This is a genomic window from Desulfofustis glycolicus DSM 9705, assembly GCF_900130015.1.
Lineage (GTDB): Bacteria > Desulfobacterota > Desulfobulbia > Desulfobulbales > Desulfocapsaceae > Desulfofustis > Desulfofustis glycolicus.
Map to the genome: position 1 here is coordinate 82,665 of NZ_FQXS01000011.1, position 17,572 is coordinate 100,236.

General features: G+C 59.0%; 14 protein-coding genes. 10 read left to right on the top strand and 4 right to left on the bottom strand.

Annotated features, from left to right (window positions below):
• Positions 1-345: 345 nt before the first annotated feature.
• Complete coding sequence (locus BUC26_RS10715) at positions 346-582, bottom strand: ferredoxin (RefSeq protein WP_073375893.1); 237 nt, start codon at positions 580-582, stop codon at positions 346-348.
• Between the two features lie 215 nt (positions 583-797).
• Here BUC26_RS10715 and BUC26_RS10720 point away from each other — a divergent pair, with 215 nt between their 5' ends.
• The 10 genes from BUC26_RS10720 (at position 798) to BUC26_RS10765 (ending at position 12,770) form a co-directional block, all read left to right on the top strand.
• Positions 798-2,006 (top strand): FprA family A-type flavoprotein, encoded by a 1,209-nt coding sequence (locus tag BUC26_RS10720; protein ID WP_073375895.1) that lies wholly within the window; start codon positions 798-800, stop codon positions 2,004-2,006.
• Positions 1,999-2,526: a hypothetical protein gene (locus tag BUC26_RS10725; protein WP_143165981.1), complete on the top strand. Its 528-nt coding sequence runs from the start codon at positions 1,999-2,001 to the stop codon at positions 2,524-2,526. The genes BUC26_RS10720 and BUC26_RS10725 overlap by 8 nt, the downstream gene beginning before the upstream one ends.
• Before the next feature lie 195 nt (positions 2,527-2,721).
• Positions 2,722-3,540 (top strand): rhodanese-like domain-containing protein, encoded by an 819-nt coding sequence (locus BUC26_RS10730; RefSeq protein WP_073375897.1) that lies wholly within the window; start codon positions 2,722-2,724, stop codon positions 3,538-3,540.
• 26 nt (positions 3,541-3,566) lie between these two features.
• Complete coding sequence (locus tag BUC26_RS10735) at positions 3,567-4,724, top strand: MBL fold metallo-hydrolase (RefSeq protein ID WP_073375898.1); 1,158 nt, start codon at positions 3,567-3,569, stop codon at positions 4,722-4,724.
• A gap of 171 nt (positions 4,725-4,895) precedes the next feature.
• On the top strand, positions 4,896-5,240 hold the full coding sequence (locus BUC26_RS10740; RefSeq protein ID WP_073375900.1) for a hypothetical protein: 345 nt from the start codon (positions 4,896-4,898) through the stop codon (positions 5,238-5,240).
• Positions 5,241-5,270: 30 nt separating this feature from the next.
• The gene (locus tag BUC26_RS10745) at positions 5,271-6,086 is read left to right on the top strand and encodes a class I SAM-dependent DNA methyltransferase (RefSeq protein ID WP_073375901.1); all 816 of its coding nucleotides are present in this window, start codon (positions 5,271-5,273) and stop codon (positions 6,084-6,086) included.
• Between the two features lie 281 nt (positions 6,087-6,367).
• Positions 6,368-8,002 (top strand): hydroxylamine reductase, encoded by a 1,635-nt coding sequence (gene hcp, locus BUC26_RS10750; RefSeq protein WP_073375902.1) that lies wholly within the window; start codon positions 6,368-6,370, stop codon positions 8,000-8,002.
• Between the two features lie 244 nt (positions 8,003-8,246).
• Positions 8,247-10,790, top strand: a complete 2,544-nt coding sequence (locus BUC26_RS10755) for a PEP/pyruvate-binding domain-containing protein (protein WP_073375904.1) — start codon at positions 8,247-8,249, stop codon at positions 10,788-10,790.
• Between the two features lie 4 nt (positions 10,791-10,794).
• The gene (locus BUC26_RS10760) at positions 10,795-11,859 is read left to right on the top strand and encodes a protein-tyrosine phosphatase family protein (protein ID WP_073375905.1); all 1,065 of its coding nucleotides are present in this window, start codon (positions 10,795-10,797) and stop codon (positions 11,857-11,859) included.
• Positions 11,860-12,008: 149 nt separating this feature from the next.
• Positions 12,009-12,770, top strand: coding sequence for an ATP-binding protein (locus tag BUC26_RS10765; RefSeq protein ID WP_073375906.1), 762 nt, complete (start codon positions 12,009-12,011; stop codon positions 12,768-12,770).
• A 75-nt stretch (positions 12,771-12,845) separates the two neighbouring features.
• Here BUC26_RS10765 and BUC26_RS10770 read toward each other — a convergent pair whose 3' ends face one another.
• From BUC26_RS10770 to BUC26_RS10780, 3 genes are all read right to left on the bottom strand, one after another.
• On the bottom strand, positions 12,846-13,493 hold the full coding sequence (locus BUC26_RS10770) for a YkgJ family cysteine cluster protein (protein ID WP_073375907.1): 648 nt from the start codon (positions 13,491-13,493) through the stop codon (positions 12,846-12,848).
• A 64-nt stretch (positions 13,494-13,557) separates the two neighbouring features.
• Complete coding sequence (locus tag BUC26_RS10775) at positions 13,558-15,438, bottom strand: bifunctional acetyl-CoA hydrolase/transferase family protein/GNAT family N-acetyltransferase (protein ID WP_073375909.1); 1,881 nt, start codon at positions 15,436-15,438, stop codon at positions 13,558-13,560.
• Positions 15,439-15,462: 24 nt separating this feature from the next.
• Entirely contained in the window at positions 15,463-17,562 is a 2,100-nt protein-coding gene (locus tag BUC26_RS10780) for an acetate--CoA ligase family protein (protein ID WP_073375911.1), read from the bottom strand.
• Positions 17,563-17,572: the final 10 nt, after the last annotated feature.

The window sequence follows — 17,572 nt, forward strand, 5'->3', positions numbered from 1 at the left end:
GACAGGGCTGGTCGGCTGTGCCGCAGGCTGCATCGCGAAGGCCCGGCAGGCCGGAGAATCAGGCCCGAAGGGCTGCGGACAGGACGTCCGCAGCTGGCGGCCAGGCCATGGATGGCCTGTCTGCCAGCCTCGGAGGCCAGCCGATCAGGCCGCAGCGCAGCAGCCGGAGGTACAGCCGCCCGGCCCGGAACTGCCCAATACCCGATAAACAAGATGACACCTTTACACAACATGCCGAGTTGTCCGGCAGCCGAACCATCCGGCAGGACATCTTACCCGTTCCGCCCCCCTTTTTCACGTCATCTTGACATGCACGAGCAGAGATGCAACCGCCGCTCCCGCACCTTACTCGTCCTCCCAATAAATACAATCCTCCGGACAATATTTCATCGCCTCGGCAATCGCTTCCTCATCAAGCACGGCACCGTCGATGATTTCTATCAGGCCGGTATCGTCGCGCAACCGGAAGATCTCCGGCACCAGTTCGACACATCCGCCGCAGCGTGAACAGGCCCCGACATCGACCACGAGCCGCCGCCTGGTACCGGACCGCCCTGAACCGTCGCTGCGAAATGCTGACATAGTCGTATTTCCCGTGTTATCCCACAGTTTAATCCACCTCACCCCAGCTCACTGCACTCCTCATTTTTTTTGATAATAATTACCATATCATGAAAAGCAAACAGGACGGGCCGGCACGTCAAAAACGAACTGAACTTGTAATCATTGCCATCGTTCAGTATTATGCGCTCAGCAAAAGATGATAAAACCCGACCATATACTGCAATGAGGAGACCATGAGCAACAAAGAACTGGCCCCGGGCATTCACTGGGTGGGCGCGGTCGACTGGGACGTTCGAGACTTTCACGGCTATTCCACGCTGCAGGGAACGACCTATAACGCCTTTTTGATCGTTGACGAAAAAATCACCCTGATCGATACCGTCAAGAAATCGCACCTGTCCGATATGGTGCACCAGATCCGGCAGATCATCGATCCGGCCCGCATCGACTACCTGATCGTCAACCATGTGGAACCCGATCATTCCGGCGCCCTGGTCGACATCATGAACCTGGTCCAGCCGGAAAAACTGATCTGCTCGCCAATGGGCAAGACTGCCCTGCTCGACCATTACCACCGTGAAGACTGGCCCTATGAGGTGGTCAAGACCGGCGACGAGGTGAGTATCGGCGAGCGCACCCTGCAATTCCTCGAAACGCGGATGCTGCACTGGCCCGATTCGATGTTCACCTATGCCAAGGAGGAAAAGATCCTCTTTTCCAGCGACGCCTTCGGACAGCACCTGGCAACCAGTGAACGGTTCGACGACGAAGTGCCCCTGTCCACCATCATGGACCAGGCCGCCAAGTACTACGCCAACATCCTCTATCTCTATAGCCCGCTCATTCGCAAATTGCTGGCCACTGTTGCCGAGATGAACCTCGACATCAAGATGATCGCCCCGGACCATGGCGTTATCTGGCGTACCAACATGGGCGAAATCATCAACGCCTACGACCGTTGGTCCGCCGGCGAGCCGAGCAACAAAGCGCTAGTCATCTACGACACCATGTGGCATTCCACCGAGAAAATGGCCAAGGCCGTGGCCGCCGGTCTGGAGAAGGAAGGGGTACCCGCCGACCTGCTGAACCTGAAGGTGCAGCACCGGAGCGATGTAATGACCCGGGTGTTGACCGCCGGCGCCATCGTCCTCGGCAGTCCGACCCTGAACAACGGGGTACTGCCCCGGATGGCCGGATTCCTGTCTTATCTGCGCGGGCTCAAGCCGCAGAACAAGGTCGCCGCTGCGTTCGCCTCCTACGGGTGGAGCGGCGAATCGTTGAAACTGCTCAACCAAGCCCTGACCGAGATGAAACTCGATGTGGTCGATGACGGACTCCGCTTCAAATACGTGCCGACCCATGACGATCTCGGAAACTGCGTTGAACTCGGCCGGCGGGTCGGTCAAGCGTTGAAAAAACGATTGGCCGAACAGAGTGACTGAGCCTGCCGACGAATCGGCAACGACCGAGACATCACCCGCCATGAACGTATTGGCCAGTCACCTGGTCCTCGTTGCCGCTGAAACGGCAGCCGACGGAGAAACCCGTGTCCGGCAATTCTTCGACCGAACCCCGCTGGTCCGCTACGATCGTATCGAACTGACCGGTGCGGCGGTGCCGGCAACTGATCGAACCTTTCAGACGAAGCTGCGGCAAGGACTCGATGAAAACCACCGCCTCGTCAACCATTTTATCGAAGAGTTAGGCGGTGCCGGCTGCTCAACCCGACAAGATCTCGCCGGACTGGTGCAAGGGTACCAAAGCAAGATTTTGCACATCATCGCCCATTTCCTCGACGGCTTCATCGGCGTCGACTCGGCGTTTTACAACCTCGTCGACGACAGTCATTGGCTGCCCGAGCAAACCGCCGAGGCCATTAAAGCGGCACCCGAAAATTTTTGGCTTTTAGCATTGGACGGCTATTCGACAACACCAAAAGAAGCGATTCTCCTGCACAGATAAGGGGAGCTTGAAAAATTCGGGATTTCGTTCAAGATCGAGGCGTGCATAAAAATTATACCGCAGACATATACTTGATATTTCGAGGATATAATTTGATTGCACAACGATGAGATTGGGCGAAACAACAATTTTTCAAGGTTCCCATAACCAAGGCGCGCCAGACCGGAAAGCATCAACAGGACGAGAAAAGAGATCATGAACTGGGAAACTTTTTTTGAAGATTCGGAAAACGTTACTGCTGAAGAAACCCGACGCTTTATCGAGTCCGGTGAGCCGGAGCGCTATCAGTTGGTCGATGTCCGCCAGCCGAAAGAATACGAGCAAACGCACATTCCCGGCGCCATCCTGCTCCCCCTGGCCGAATTGCCCAAACGGACCGGCGAACTCAACCGGGACAAACCGACCATTGTTTATTGTCGCAGCGGCGTGCGCAGCAAGGCCGCCTGCCAGGTTCTCTCCCGCTCCGGCATCAAGCATGTCTTCAACATGACCGGCGGGATTATCACCTGGCAGGGAGCACAGGCCGAGGGAGACGTCGAGGACGGGCTGGAATTCTTTGCCAACGGCAATTTCCCGACCACATTCGAACTTGCTTACCAGATGGAAGACGGTCTCCGCCGCTTCTACCTTGCCCTGGCCGAGAAAACGGAACTCGCAGAAGAAAGGGAAATGCTGCACCAGTTGGCCGGCTTCGAGGACAGCCACATGGATCGCCTCAAGGCCAAATACAGCCAGGATGGCGGAACCCAACCGCTGCGAGTGATGGAAGGAGGACTCGATATCGAGCAGGCCATAGAGATCTTCAAGAGCCAGCTGGGCTCCATTGAGCTGGTCCTGCAACTCGGCATGAAGCTCGAGGCCCAGGCTTTCGACCTGTATCAGCGACTGGCCTGGAAGCATCAGGGTGAGGAAACATCCGCCTTCTATCAGCAGATGGCGGACGACGAACAGCAGCACCTTCTGCAATTATCCCGTGAACTCGACCGGGTTCTGGGCGAAACGAATCCGGCTTAGCCTATTTTCCATAAGGAGAAACGTCCATGGCATTGTTTTCCTACAAAGCAGATGATCTGTTTCGCTGGATTACCGAAAAGAGCGATTTCCTCCTGCTCGATGTGCGCAATAGCGTCGATTTCAACCGGTTCAAGGTAGAAGGGCCGCATCCGATCAACACCCTCAATATCTCCTATTTCGATTTCATGGAAATCGAAGATGAGTGCCTTGCCCGGCTTCCCGACCGAAACAGCAAAATCCGCATTGTCTGCGCCCAGGAGGGCTCTGCAAAATACGTTGCCGAGATCCTGGAGAAGAACGGCTTCATCGACGTCGGCTTTTTGGCCGGCGGTATCAAATCGTGGGGCAACCTGCTCGTACCGAAGCCACTGAACCATGGTGCACCTTATGAATTGTACCAGTTCATCCGGCCGGCCAAGGGCTCCTGCAGCTACGGCCTACTGACCGGCGAACAGATGATGCTCTTCGATCCATCGCGCAGTATCGACTTTTATCTCGATTTTGCCGACGATCACAATTGCCGTATCGTACAAACCGCCGAAACCCATCTACAGGCCGACTACATCGCCGGCAGTAGACTGCTCCAAGAGCGAACCGGTGCCCGCTTTTTCGCTAACGAACACGACTTTGCCGGCGCCAAGATCGATTACCTGCCGTTGCAGGACAACGGTGATATCGGCTTCGGCAACGGCGGCCCGGCGGTACAGGTCAAATTCGCTCCCGGTCATACACCGGGCAGCACGATGTACATCGTCGACAACAATTTCATCATTTCCGGCGACACCATCTTTATAAAGTCGGTGGGGCGCCCCGACCTGGGCGGCAAGGTCACCGAATGGTCCGACTATCTATTCAATACCATGCGCGAGGTCGCCGCGATTGATGGGTCGATGATGGTGCTGCCGGGCCATTTCATCGACTGGAGCGAGGCCAACAGCAAACTTAACTTTGCAGAATCGCTGGAAAAGGTTCGTGCCTACAACAAGGCGATCTACGCCATCGACAACAAAGCTGACTTTCTCGCCTTCATCGAGGCGAACATGCGCGATCAGCCGCCGGAATACGCAACCATCCGACTGGTAAACGCCAACCTGAAACAGGTCGACAACGAAGAGGCCGAAGTACTCGATCTCGGCAAGAACGAATGCGCCGCCTCCGCATACGCGGCACAACAGCAGTCTTAATTAACGGGGGACAGGTTTCAACCTGTCCCCCGCTAACTATAGCTAACTATAAGGCCTCTAACCATCAACCCGCTGACGCCCCCCACCGACTATCAATCGTGCACCCCTGCGTCCATATAATCGATTTTTGCGTTTTTCGTGGTACGAAGACAATCAAGCAATCAGAGGACCATGCTGCCCGTCCAAACCGTGGATGAGCACGCCTCACCCGGCAACAAAACCGACATGACTATCAGCAAAACCATACCCTGTGCCTGCCGGCAGAATCATCTTGCCCTTAACTTCCGAGGCGGCGTACCGATCGCAGTCGTCGATCGTGTCTTCTGCCCGCTCTGCCGGGAAAACGGTTTCGACACCGGCCGATCGTTCCCTATTCAGGGCGGCTGGTATCTGCACTTCGATCTGGACATTGCTCGTATGTTTGCGATGGCCAGACTGGGAATCGACCCATCCCTGGTCAACCCCGGTTTCATTCTCGACGGCCGCTACGTAGAAGCCTGCCCAAACGGGACATGATCGGCTGTTGATGCACGACAAACACCCGCGATGAACCAGGACACCCGATCCGATTACGACGGCGAACCGGAAGAAACATTTACCCCCCTGCCAACCGAGCAGTATAGCGTCTTCTATCACCTGGAAATGGGCGGCGAAGTCGACGACTTCCGCTTTTATCGTGAGCAGCTGCACCGCCATGATTGCCGATCGGTTCTCGAACTCGGCTGCGGCACCGGCAGGCTCAGCGACTACCTCCAGCGCTGCGGCTTTGCGGTAACCGGCATCGACAACTCCCGACCGATGCTCGCCTTTGCCCATTCTGCGCGAGTTGCCCAAACCATCGAAATGGACATGTGCCGACTCGGACTGCGATGCCGCTTTACCGCGGCCATCATCGCCTGGAACACGTTGAATCTGCTCGGCAGTCGCCAACTGATCCGCCGTTGTCTGGAGGAAGTCGCTGCCGTCCTGGCGCCCGGCGGCCTGCTGCTGCTGCACCTCTATGTGCCGGATCGCCAGCTGACCGATCATCCCGGTCACCGTTTCTTCCAATACCGGCTCCTTGACCTGCCGGCCGGCGGCAAACTGGTCAAGGAGACCCTGCGCAGTTACGACCAACAGACCCGTCTCCTGCACCTCGAAGAACGCTACAAGCTCCGTCTGCTGCCCAACGGAGAGCCCAATTGCAATTACTGCCGGAGCTGCCGGCTCGCCGCTTTTCCGGCGACGACGTGGGGGCTGCTGCTCGAACAAGCAGGCTACACGGTCGAAGCGCTGCACGGCAACTTCGCCGCCACCCCCTATCACCCAGAAGAGCACACCACGCTCCTGGTAACGGCCCGCCGCACCGCACCTGCTCTGTGACCGATTTTTTTTCTACCGGGGAGCTTAAAAAATTCGGCATTTCGTTCAAGATCGAGGCGCGCAAGTAAATTTTACCGCAGGCATATACTTGATATTCCGAAGATATAATTTGATTGCGCAACGATGACATTGGGTGAAATGACAATTTTTCAAGGTTCCCTACAGTTGACCTAGGTCAAAGTAAAGCGGGATGACCAGTGCTATCATGCCTGCAACAATCAACGCTGAGACCAAGAACCTCAGCAGGACCGAACAGTAAATCATCATAAGGAGGGATCTCCATGTTTTGTAACCAGTGCGAACAAACGGCCAAAGGAATCGGTTGCGAGAAAGTCGGTGTCTGCGGCAAGAACGAAGGCGTCGCTTCACTTCAGGACCTGTTAACCCATGCCCTGCAGGGACTGGCCATCGTCGCCGTCGCGGCGCGCAAGGTCGGCATCGTCGACCCGGCCGTCGATCACTTTACCGCCGAAGCCACCTTTGCCTGCCTGACCAATGTCGATTTCGATCCGGCCCGGTTCGAGACCTGGATCAGAAAAACCGTAGAACTGCGTGACAGCCTGCGCGCCAGGGCGGAAGGGGCCGGTGCAACCATCAGCAACGATACCCCGGCCCTCTCCTATCGGCCGGCGGCCGATCTCGCCGGGCTTGAGGCCCAGGGAGTGGCGCTCAATTTCATCCCATCACTCGACGAGAACGAAGACCTTCGTTCGCTCAAGCAGATCACCCTCTACGGCCTGCGCGGCCTCGCCGCCTACACCGATCATGCCGCCATTCTCGGACAGGAAAGCGATGAGGTCTACGCCTTCCTGCAGCAGGCACTGGCCGATCTGACTCGCAACGATCTCGGTCTCGACGAACTGGTCGCCCTAGTCTTGAAATGCGGCGAGGTCAATCTCAAGGCCATGGAACTGCTCGACGCCGGCAATACCGGCACCTATGGTCATCCGGTACCGACCCCGGTGCCGCTCGGTCACAAAGCCGGCAAGGCGATCCTCGTTTCCGGCCACGACCTGCGCGACCTGCAGCTCCTACTCGAACAGACCAAAGACAAAGGGATCTTCGTCTATACTCATGGCGAAATGCTGCCCTGCCACGCCTACCCGGAGTTGAAAAAGCATCCCCATTTCTATGGTCATTACGGCACCGCCTGGCAAAACCAGCAGAAAGAATTCGCCGAATTTCCCGGCGCCATCCTGTTCACCACCAATTGCATCCAGAAGCCGCGCGAGTCCTACCAGGACAACGTCTTCACCACCGGCCTGGTCGGCTGGCCCGGCCTGACCCATATCGGCGAAGACAAAGACTTCACCCCGGTCATCGAACGAGCCCTGGCCCTGCCCGGCTTCCCGAATGACGAGGACAAGGGCGAGGTGCTGACCGGTTTTGCCCGCAACACCGTCCTTGGCGTTGCCGACAAGGTAATCGAAGGCGTCAAGTCGGGCGCCATCAAACACTTTTTCCTGGTCGGCGGCTGTGACGGCGCCAAACCGGGCCGCAACTACTACACCGAATTCGTCGAGCAGGTCCCTCAGGACTGCATTGTGCTGACCTTGGCCTGCGGCAAGTTCCGCTTCTTCGACAAGAAGCTCGGTGATATCGGCGGCATTCCGCGGCTGCTCGACGTCGGGCAGTGCAACGATGCCTACTCGGCGATCCAGATTGCCGTCGCCCTGGCTGGCGCCTTCGACTGCGGCGTCAATGACCTGCCGCTGTCATTGATCCTGAGCTGGTATGAGCAGAAGGCGGTAATCATTCTACTGACCCTGCTCCACCTCGGTATCAAGGACATCCGCCTCGGGCCGACGCTGCCGGCATTCATCACGCCGAACGTGCTCAACGTACTGGTTGATAATTTCGCTATCAAACCGATCAGTGCAACCCCGCAGGAAGACCTACAGGCCATCCTCGCCTGATCATCGCCACCGCACCCCCCCCCGGGCTCGACGCAGCCCGGGAGGGGCTTTTCTCCTCCCTGCCGACCTTCCTTGCGACAAGCGAAAAAACTTGGCGCCCCCGCCCAAACCGACTACCATAAATCGCTTATATGAAAATCAGTTCCCCGGGCTGACCGGTTCTACCGGAGGCTGCATCGAGAAGGTCCGGTGGGCCGGAGAAGAAGGCCCGTTCTCTGTCCTTTTTTTGCAGCGGTGGCACGTCATGAGTTTTGCCCGGCGGCTCACGTACTGGAGCCGGTATCTGTTCACTCCAAACCGGTTGCTACTCGACAAATATCAGGCCTTTCGGGAATTATTGCAGCACGACCGGAAAAGCCTGGAGTTGCTCAGCGATCTGGAGGCCCTCTCCTGTTCCGGAGCCATGGTCGATTGGGCCAGGGTCTCTCGACTCGTCGTCGCGCTGCGTTGGTCGGTGGGCAGCCTGATTCGTGAACTGAAATCGATGCATCCCGGAGCCTACGATGAACTGGAAAACCGTTTTCTGGTTCTGGAAGAGCGGTTGCAAGAGCAGGCCACCCTGCCCCCGGCGGATACCTCACCGCCATATGTCATCACCATTGGCGATGCCGCCGCAAAACCTCACCTCGCCGGGGGCAAGGCGCAGACCCTCGGCGAGCTGCTGCGCGATACCGATCTGCCGCAACCCCGCGGCTTCGTAATTACTACCACCGCCACCAATCTGCTGCTGGCCCGCAACGATCTGCGCCCCCGTCTCGACGAGCTGCTCGGCGAGATCGATATCGACGATGCCCGCCACCTGGCCACCCTGTCGGCCGAGCTGACAACACTCATTGAAACAGCGGCAATTCCCGATGAGATCAGCACCGCACTAACTGACCGGCTAACCGAACTGCAACGACATGATGCGGCATCTCCCACCAGGTGGGCGGTACGCAGCAGCGCCGTCGGGGAAGATTCAGCCGTTTCCTTCGCTGGTCAATACGTCTCGGTCCTGTCCGTCTCCACGGACGAACTGCTCGCTGCCTACAAGACCGTCCTGGCCGGTAAATACCGGCCGAACGCCCTGGCCTACCGCATCCGCAACGGCCTGGCGGACCAGGAGACACCAATGGCGGCCCTGGTCATGGAGATGGTCGAGGCCCGGGCCGGAGGAGTGATATACACGCGCGATCCGTCGTTTGGCGGAGCACCCGGAGACAGTGAGAATCTGACCATCTATGCGGTCCCCGGCCTTGGTGAAACGCTGGTGGACGGCAGCGTTGAACCGCAAATCTACCGCTGCGCGGCTACGTCAGATCGTCCCGATCACGAATCGACGGCAGCCACCGATACAAGCTTGGAAAACGGGAACGGCCAGCTGCTGGACGAGGCAACGATTCGGCAACTTGCCGATTGGGGCCGGCGACTTGAGGTGGTGCGCACCGGCCCGCAGGACATTGAGTGGTGCCAGGACCAGCTCGGCCGCTGCCTACTCCTTCAGTGCCGGCCGCTCAGGTCCGCCGACAGTGGGAATGACGCCGGGCAACTGGAACCGGTGCCGGACATCGCCACAGAGCCGCTCCTTCGCGGCGGGACCTGCGCTTCCCCCGGCATTGGCATCGGCACGGTCATTGTCCGCGACAACCCGAACAACCTCAACGACATTCCGGCAGGCTCGATCCTTGTCCTACCGTCCCCACCGCCCACCTTGGCTGGCATCCTCAGTTGTCTTGAAGCGGTTGTCGCCGAAGGCGGCAGCCGGGCCAGCCATTTCGCCACCGTGGCCCGGGAAGCAGGCCTGCCGGTCATCACCGGTCTGGCCGGTGCTATGACGGTCCTGGACGGCTGCGGCCAGGTCACGGTCGACGCCGGGGGCGGATGTATCTACCCGGGAGCTGTTGCCGAATTGGCCGCCCGAGCCCACGCCCCGCAACAAACCAGGCAGGCCGAAACCGCTTGTCAGCAGCGATTGGACCGGATCAACGAACTGGTCGCGCCGCTCCATCTGCTCGATCCGGCCTCGCCCTCCTTCTCGCCGCAAGAGTGCACCAGCATGCATGATCTGATCCGCTACGCCCACGAGAAAGCAATGGCCGAGATGTTCTCGCTGGTCGGTCCGGGCGGCCGCGAGCTGAGTGGTGCTCGGACCGTTCACTCCGAGCTACCACTGACGCTGTCCCTGATCGACCTCGGCGGCGGTCTGGCGACTGCCGCCGGTAAAAAACAACGGCAGCTCACCCCCGACCGGTTCGCCTCACCGCTGCTGCTCGCCTGCTGGCAGGGACTCACCCATCCGGACATCACCTGGCACCAGGGACTTGCCTATCTCGACTGGGAGCAGGCGGATCGGGTCAGCGGCGGCATTATCAGCTTGAAATCACCGCTTCTCGGCAGCTACGGGGTCGTCGCCCGCGACTATCTGCACCTGATGCTACGCTTCGGTTACCATTTTGCCGTTATCGACTGCCTGGCCGGCAACGACGACGAAGCCAACTACCTGGCGTTTCGCTTCAAAGGCGGTGGCGGCGACTATGAGATGCGGCTGCGCCGTGTCCGGCTGATCAGCGACATCCTGATCTGGGCCGGCTTTGGTGTGCACACCCACGGCGACATGCTCGATGCGCGTTTCGATCGCCGGCAGGCCGGAGATTTCCTGCCGCGACTCTCGGTGCTCGGCTATCTTCAGGGGAAATGCCAATTGCTCGACATGACGTTGACCGGTGACGAGAAGCTGGCACCACTGCGCGACTCGTTCAAAACACAGCTGCAAACTTTTTTCACCCCGACGCACACCTCCAAGGTTTGAATCAATGACGCAATCAGCCTATCGTGTCGATTGGATAACCGACAACCTGGCCGTCGGCCAGGCGCCGATGTCATACGACGCACTCGACGCGATCCGAGACCTCGGTATTGGCGCCGTACTCAACCTCTGTGCCGAGTTCTGCGACCTGCACTGGATTCAGGCCAAGGCCGGTTTCGAGGTCTACTACCTGCCGATCCCCGACGAAGAAGCCCCCGACCTGAGCGAGTTGGAAAAAGCCCTCGACTGGCTCGACGAGTGTCTCTATCTCGGCAAGAAGGTCCTCGTCCACTGCCGCTTCGGCATCGGCCGCACCGGCACCGTGGTCAATGCCTACCTGTTGCGCAAGGGCCTGGGACACCGACTGGCCGGCAAGACATTGAAAGGACTGCGCTCCCAGCCGGCCAATTTCAACCAGTGGTGGTTCATCAGAAAATACGGTAAAAAGGAAAAACGGCTGACCATCCGTGAACCGTCACTGGAAAGCAAGCACCTGGTCGACCTCTTTCCGTTTTTCGCCAACTACGAGCAGGAACTCGCCCGCATCGACGAGGCACTGCAGGCCGAGTCATCCCCTCCATCCTGCGGCCGCGATCATGACTCCTGCTGCAAAACCCCGCTGACCCTGTCCTTTATCGAGACCGTCTACCTCAGCCACATGGTCAACACTACCCTGGAACGTCAGGCCCGCCTGGACCTGATTGACCGCACCACCGCGAAAAAAGAAGCGGAGCAAAAAGGGACAGTCCCTTTTTCGTCCAGCTTTTCCCCTTTTCCTCCGTATCGCTGCCCCCTCAATCCGAACGGGACCTGTCTTGTCTATGCTGGTCGGCCGGCGGCCTGCCGACTCTCGGACCTCGAGCCGGGTCGACGACGGGGCATCAAATCCTTTGTCAACGAACAACTGGAACGTCTCTCCGGCGATATCTATTTTGCCTTCACCTCGCGCTTTCCTACCGAAGCACCACTGTCGTTCGCACTGACCGACGCGGTATCCGGCCGCTATGTCCAAACCCTGTTCCATCATCTGTTGCCCCGAAACACCGATGAGCCGGAAGAAAACGAGGGATGATGACACACCACAGCACCGCTTGCTTTTTTTTATCGTTGTTGACCCAAGTCAAAGAATAATTACTGCGTTGTGATACATTCCCAATAAAGCATGGCGAAAGTGCTTTTTGTAAAACTTAGATTTTCGTTCAAAACTCACGGGGATATATCATGAAACAGATGCGGAAAATTATTGAGATCGATGAGGAATTGTGTGACGGCTGCGGGCAGTGCGTTCCGGATTGCGCCGAGGGGTCGCTGCAGATCATCAACGGTAAGGCCAAGCTGGTCGCCGACAAGCTCTGCGACGGTCTCGGGGCCTGTCTCGGCTCCTGTCCGACCGGCGCCCTGAAGATTATCGAACGCGAGGCCGATGAGTTCGACGAGGAGGCGGTCGAGGAGTTTCTTTCCTCCAAAGAACGGGCCAAGACGCAACCCCCCGAACCGATGGCCTGCGGCTGCGCGTCAACCCATATCCAGAGTTTCCAGCCGGCGGCCTCGCCCTGTCAATCGGCCAACGTGCCGAAAAGCGTGCCGGCCGATGCTCCGGCCGACTCGCAATTGAGCCACTGGCCGGTTCAGATCCGTCTCGTGCCGCCGCACGCTCCCTTTCTGAAAGGGGCAGATCTGTTGATCGCGGCCGACTGCACGGCGGTCTCGGCAGCGAATTTCCAGCAAGACTACCTGGCCGGCAAAGTGGTGCTGATGGGCTGCCCGAAATTCGACGATGCCGAATCATATATCCAGCGCTTCACCGAAATCATCGACACCTGCGGCTTGAAGCGTATTACCATCCTGATCATGGAAGTACCCTGCTGCTCGGCGATGAACGTCATCGTCAAGCGGGCCCTGGAACGGGCCTCGGTATCGGTGCCGGTGGAACAGATCACCATCTCGACCCGCGGCCGGGAACTACAGCGGGTGAGCTGGTAAACAAAAGCGGGGTCAGGCTTGACAAGTTGACAAACTGCAGGCAGTTTGTCAACTTGTCAAGCCTGACCCCGCTTTTTACTTCCAGGTGATGATCAGTCGTCCTTCCACCTCGACAACCTCTGCACCGATGGAGACGAGGAGGTGAAAGAGCGGGCGACCGAAATAAAAAAGTTCCTCGCCGAGCGTCAGGTCGAAGTCCTCGACCACCCGGGTACGGTAGGCGATCTCCTCATTGACCAGCCGCTCGAGCTCGGCCGCCCGGTCCCCGGGACCATGATCGAGCAGGGCCTGCATATCGGGGCAGGGAAACAACCGTTCGTGTTCCAGCACGAAGGGACGCAACGGATCATCATCGGCCAGCAGGTCGAGTCGGCCGATGGTATCGGTTTCCATCAACTCCTCGATCTCAGTGGTATCCCAGCAGCGCAGTGCTTTACAGGCCTGCGGCCGCATCTCGTAGATGGTGCAGCCCTTCTGCTCGGGATCGAAATAAAAACAGCTCCACTCCCGGCCAACTCCGCTGATCTTCACCAACTCGCCGCGAACCGGTTGAACCGTGTCGGAAAGCGGGTTGTGGGCCAACTCCCCTTTTCTGATGGTGATCAGCTGAGCCGTCGGCAGATGGCCGTCCAGAACCAGGTGCCGATCTTCCGGGTGCAGCGCCGGCCCGCCGCTGACGCAGCAGGTTCCGCAGCGCAAACAGTGCTGCTGTTGTTCTTCCATAACCGTCGCGCCCCCCGTTCGCTCTCTCGATCCGTATCTGCCCGTAGCACGCGCTTTGACGACGCTAGAAATCCATGACGAAACTATAAACACCCTCTTCGATGGTGCTCGTCACATTGAGTCCCGAATGGTTGAAAATCGCCTGCATCCGGTTGTTGTTGCGCAGCACTTCGGCGGTAAAACCGGAGATGCCGTTAGCCTTGGCAATCGTCACCAGGTGGCGGAAGACGAAGGTGCCAAGCCCCCGGTTCTGCCACTTGTCGCGCACGACAAAGGCCACCTCGGCCCGGTTGCTCCGCTCGTCGAGATAATAGCGGCCGACGGCGATAATCTCGTCGCCGTAGGCCTCAGGCAGCACCCCGACAATGGCCACGTCCTTGCGGTGATCGATATAGACGAAATTCTGGATCTGTCGCTGGCCGAAGCGCTCCTGGTGACTCATGAAGCGGTAATAGATCGTCTCCCGCGATAGATCGTAGAGCAGATCGCGCATGCGCGGCTCGTCGGTCGGGTGGATCGGCCGGAAATTAATCTCGGTACCGTCCTTGAGCAAGTACTTGGTCTTCATGAAGCTCTGCGAGGCGACCACGAACTTGCCTTCGATATCGGCAAATTCCTCGCGTATGTACTTGGCTTCGATGGCCTCCTTGAGGAGTTGCGGCCGGACATCGGGATGGGCAATGGAGATCAGGGCCAGGGTTCGGTCCTGGACCGATTTGCCGCGCAGGTAAGCGCTGCCGTATTCGGTTACGACGTAATGCACGGTACCGCGCGAGATGACCACCCCGGAACCGGGGCTGAGCCGGGACACGATGCGCGAGGCACCCTCGATATCAGTGGACGGCATCACGACGATCGGCCGGCCGCCGCTGGAACGGGCGGCGCCGCGATTGAAGTCGACCTGGCCGCCGATCCCCGAGTAGAACTTGCCCCCTTCCGAATCGGAACTGACCTGCCCGGTCAGATCGATCTGCAACGCCATGTTGATGGTGACCATGTTGTTGTGCTTGCCGATCACGTTGGCATCGTTGACGTATTGGGTCGGGCGGAAGGAAAAGAGCGGATTGTCATCGATATAATCGTAGAGCGCCCGGCTGCCCATGCAGAAACTGCCGATCACCTTGCCGCGGTCCACGGTTTTGCGCATACCGGTCACCGCCCCGGCCTCGATCAATTCCATGATCTCGTCGGAAATCAGTTCGGTATGGATGCCGAGATCCACCTTGTCCTTCAGGTACGGCACCACCGCCAGCGGCAGCCGCCCGAAACCGGGCACCTTGCCGAGACCGAACTCGATGGTCGCGCCGTTGGGCACCAGGGCGGCTACCAATTGGGCGATCTTGTCGGTCACTTCCGGGACCGGTTCGTGCTTGCGCTCGATCAGCGGCACGTCAACGGGCACCAGGATGTCAAGATCGTAGACGTCGATCAGGCTGTCGCCCCGGGTCCACGGCATCTGCGGATTGACCTGGGCGATAACGAGTGAAGCGTTCTCGGCGGCGCTCTTGACGATATCAACAGAAATACCGAGGCTCATCTTGCCCCGGGTATCCGGCGGCGTCACTTGGATCAGGGCCACGTCCAGCGGCATCTGCCCGGAATTAAGCAGGGCCGGGATATCATACATCAGGATCGGCGTGTAATCCCCCCGCCCCTCCTGATAGAGCGTGCGGACGTTGCCGCCGATAAAAAAGGAATTGACCTTGAAGGTGTCGGCGTACCGGCGGTCGGTGTACGGCGCCTCACCCTTGGTGAGCAACTCAACGATCTCGACGTCGGCCAGGTTCTTGGCGTTCTTGACCAACGCTTCGACGAGGATCAACGGCTCGCCGCAACCGGTCCCGAGAAAGACGCGATTGCCTGATTTAACATGGGACAACGCCTTGTTCGGCGTCATGATCATGTCCTGGTACTTTTCCTGCCAGGCGGCTTCGTATTCAACCATGGGTACCCTGTTGTGGCGCGCCGCTCAGCGAAGCGTGGTCAGGTTCATATGGACATCGGCAACGATTGGTTCGGTGCCGATATCGCCGACGATAAACGGGTTGATATCCAGTTCGATAATCTGTGGGAAATCCGTGGTCAACTGACTGATCCGCTGCAGACCGACGGCGATGGCATTGACATCCACCCCTTGCTGGCCGCGGCGCCCCTCGAGCATCGCGTAAGAACGCGTCGACATCAGCATCTGTACCGCTTCCGCTTCGGTAATCGGCGCCAGATGGAAAGCAACGTCCTTGAGCACCTCGACGAAGATACCGCCGAGGCCGAACATCAGCATCGGCCCGAACTGCGGATCCCGGTTCATACCGAGGATCACCTCGAGTCCCCGCGGAATCATCTGCTCCACGTAGATCCCGTCGATGCGCGCGTCCGGGGCCCGCTTGCGGATCTTCAGCATCATCAGATCATAAGCGTCCTCAATCGCTTCAGCGTTGTTCAGGTCGAGTTGGATGCCGCCCATATCGCTCTTGTGGATGATATTGGGCGAGACGATTTTCAAGGCCACCGGATACCCGATGCGCTCGGCGATCTCCACCGCCTCTTCCTGGCAGATGGCCATGGCGCCGTGCGGGATCTTGAAGCCATAGGCACTGAGAATATCCTTGCCCTTGACCTCGCCGACCATCAAACGGTTGGTACGCATCCGGCGGGTGATGATCCGCTCGACCCGGCGGCGGTTCACCCGGAAATGGGTGATCTGCCGCGGCGGTCGATTCTTCCACAGGCTGTAGTGATGCATCGCCTTCAGGGCCGCCACCGCCCGCTCCGGGGAGCCGTAGTGCGGCAGACCGGCGGCGCAGAGATGCTTGCGCCCCGGCAGCACGTCCTCGCCTCCCATGAAGGAGGCGACCACCGGTTTCGAGCCGTCGATCGCCGATGCGATGGCCAGCGCCGTCTCGGCCGGCTGGGTCATGGTCTGCGGCGTCATGATCACCAGGATGGCGTCGACGGAAGGATCCTGCTGGGCCGCTTCGATAGCCGCCGCATATCGATCCGGCACCGCGTCGCCGAGCACGTCGATGGGATTGCTGATGGACGACTCGCGCGGCAGCTTTTCCCGCAGAAACGTAATTGTCCGATTCTCCAGGATGGCAACTTGCAGGCCCGCCTTTTCCACCGCATCGGCGGCGATTGTGCCCGGCCCGCCGGCATTGGTGATGATCAGTACCCGGTTGCCCTTCGGCAACGGCTGCAGGGCCAGGGCGGCGGCGTAGTCGAACAGCGCTTCAAAGGAGTCGGCACGCACCACGCCGGATCTCTTGAACGCGGCGCCATAAGCGGAATCGGCGCCGGCCAACACACCGGTATGCGAGGCCGCCGCCTTGCGGCCGGTCGCCGTTGTTCCGGCCTTGAGGATGATCACCGGCTTGACCGATGCCGCTTCTTCGGCGGCCTTGACGAAGGCATCGCCGGCGCTGATATCCTCGAGATAGCCGATGATCACCTTGGTCTTCTCGTCCTTGGCCAGCCAAGAGAGCAGATCGATCTCGTTGATATCGGCCTTGTTGCCGATGCTGATCATCTTGGCCACCCCGAGATGACGGGAACTGCACAGATCGAGCATGGCCGCGCAGACGGCACCGGATTGGGAAAAGATGGAGATCGATCCGGCTTCCGGATACCGGCCGATAAAGCTGGTATTGAGCGCCGCATCGGTATTGATGATGCCCATGCAGTTCGGGCCGAGCAGCCGCACCGCGCGCCGCCGGCAGACGTCGACCATCTTCTTCTCAATCTCGAAGCCCTCCGACCCCATTTCCCTGAAACCGGAGGTAATGACCACCACTCCCTTGGCGCCCGCTTCGATGGACTGCTTGACGGCAGGCAGCACCTTCTCTTTCGGCACGACGATGACGGCCAGGTCGACCTCACGGCCGATTGCCTGCATATCGGGGAAACAGGGCCGGCCAAGCAGTTCGTCGACTCCGGGGTTGATCGGGAAGATATCGCCGGAAAATCCGGCATTGATCAGATTGGCCAGCAGATCATAGCCGACCTTGCCGGGCGTGCGGGAAGCCCCGATCACCGCGACGGATCGAGGGACAAAAAAAACATCGAGGCTCATACAAACGGCT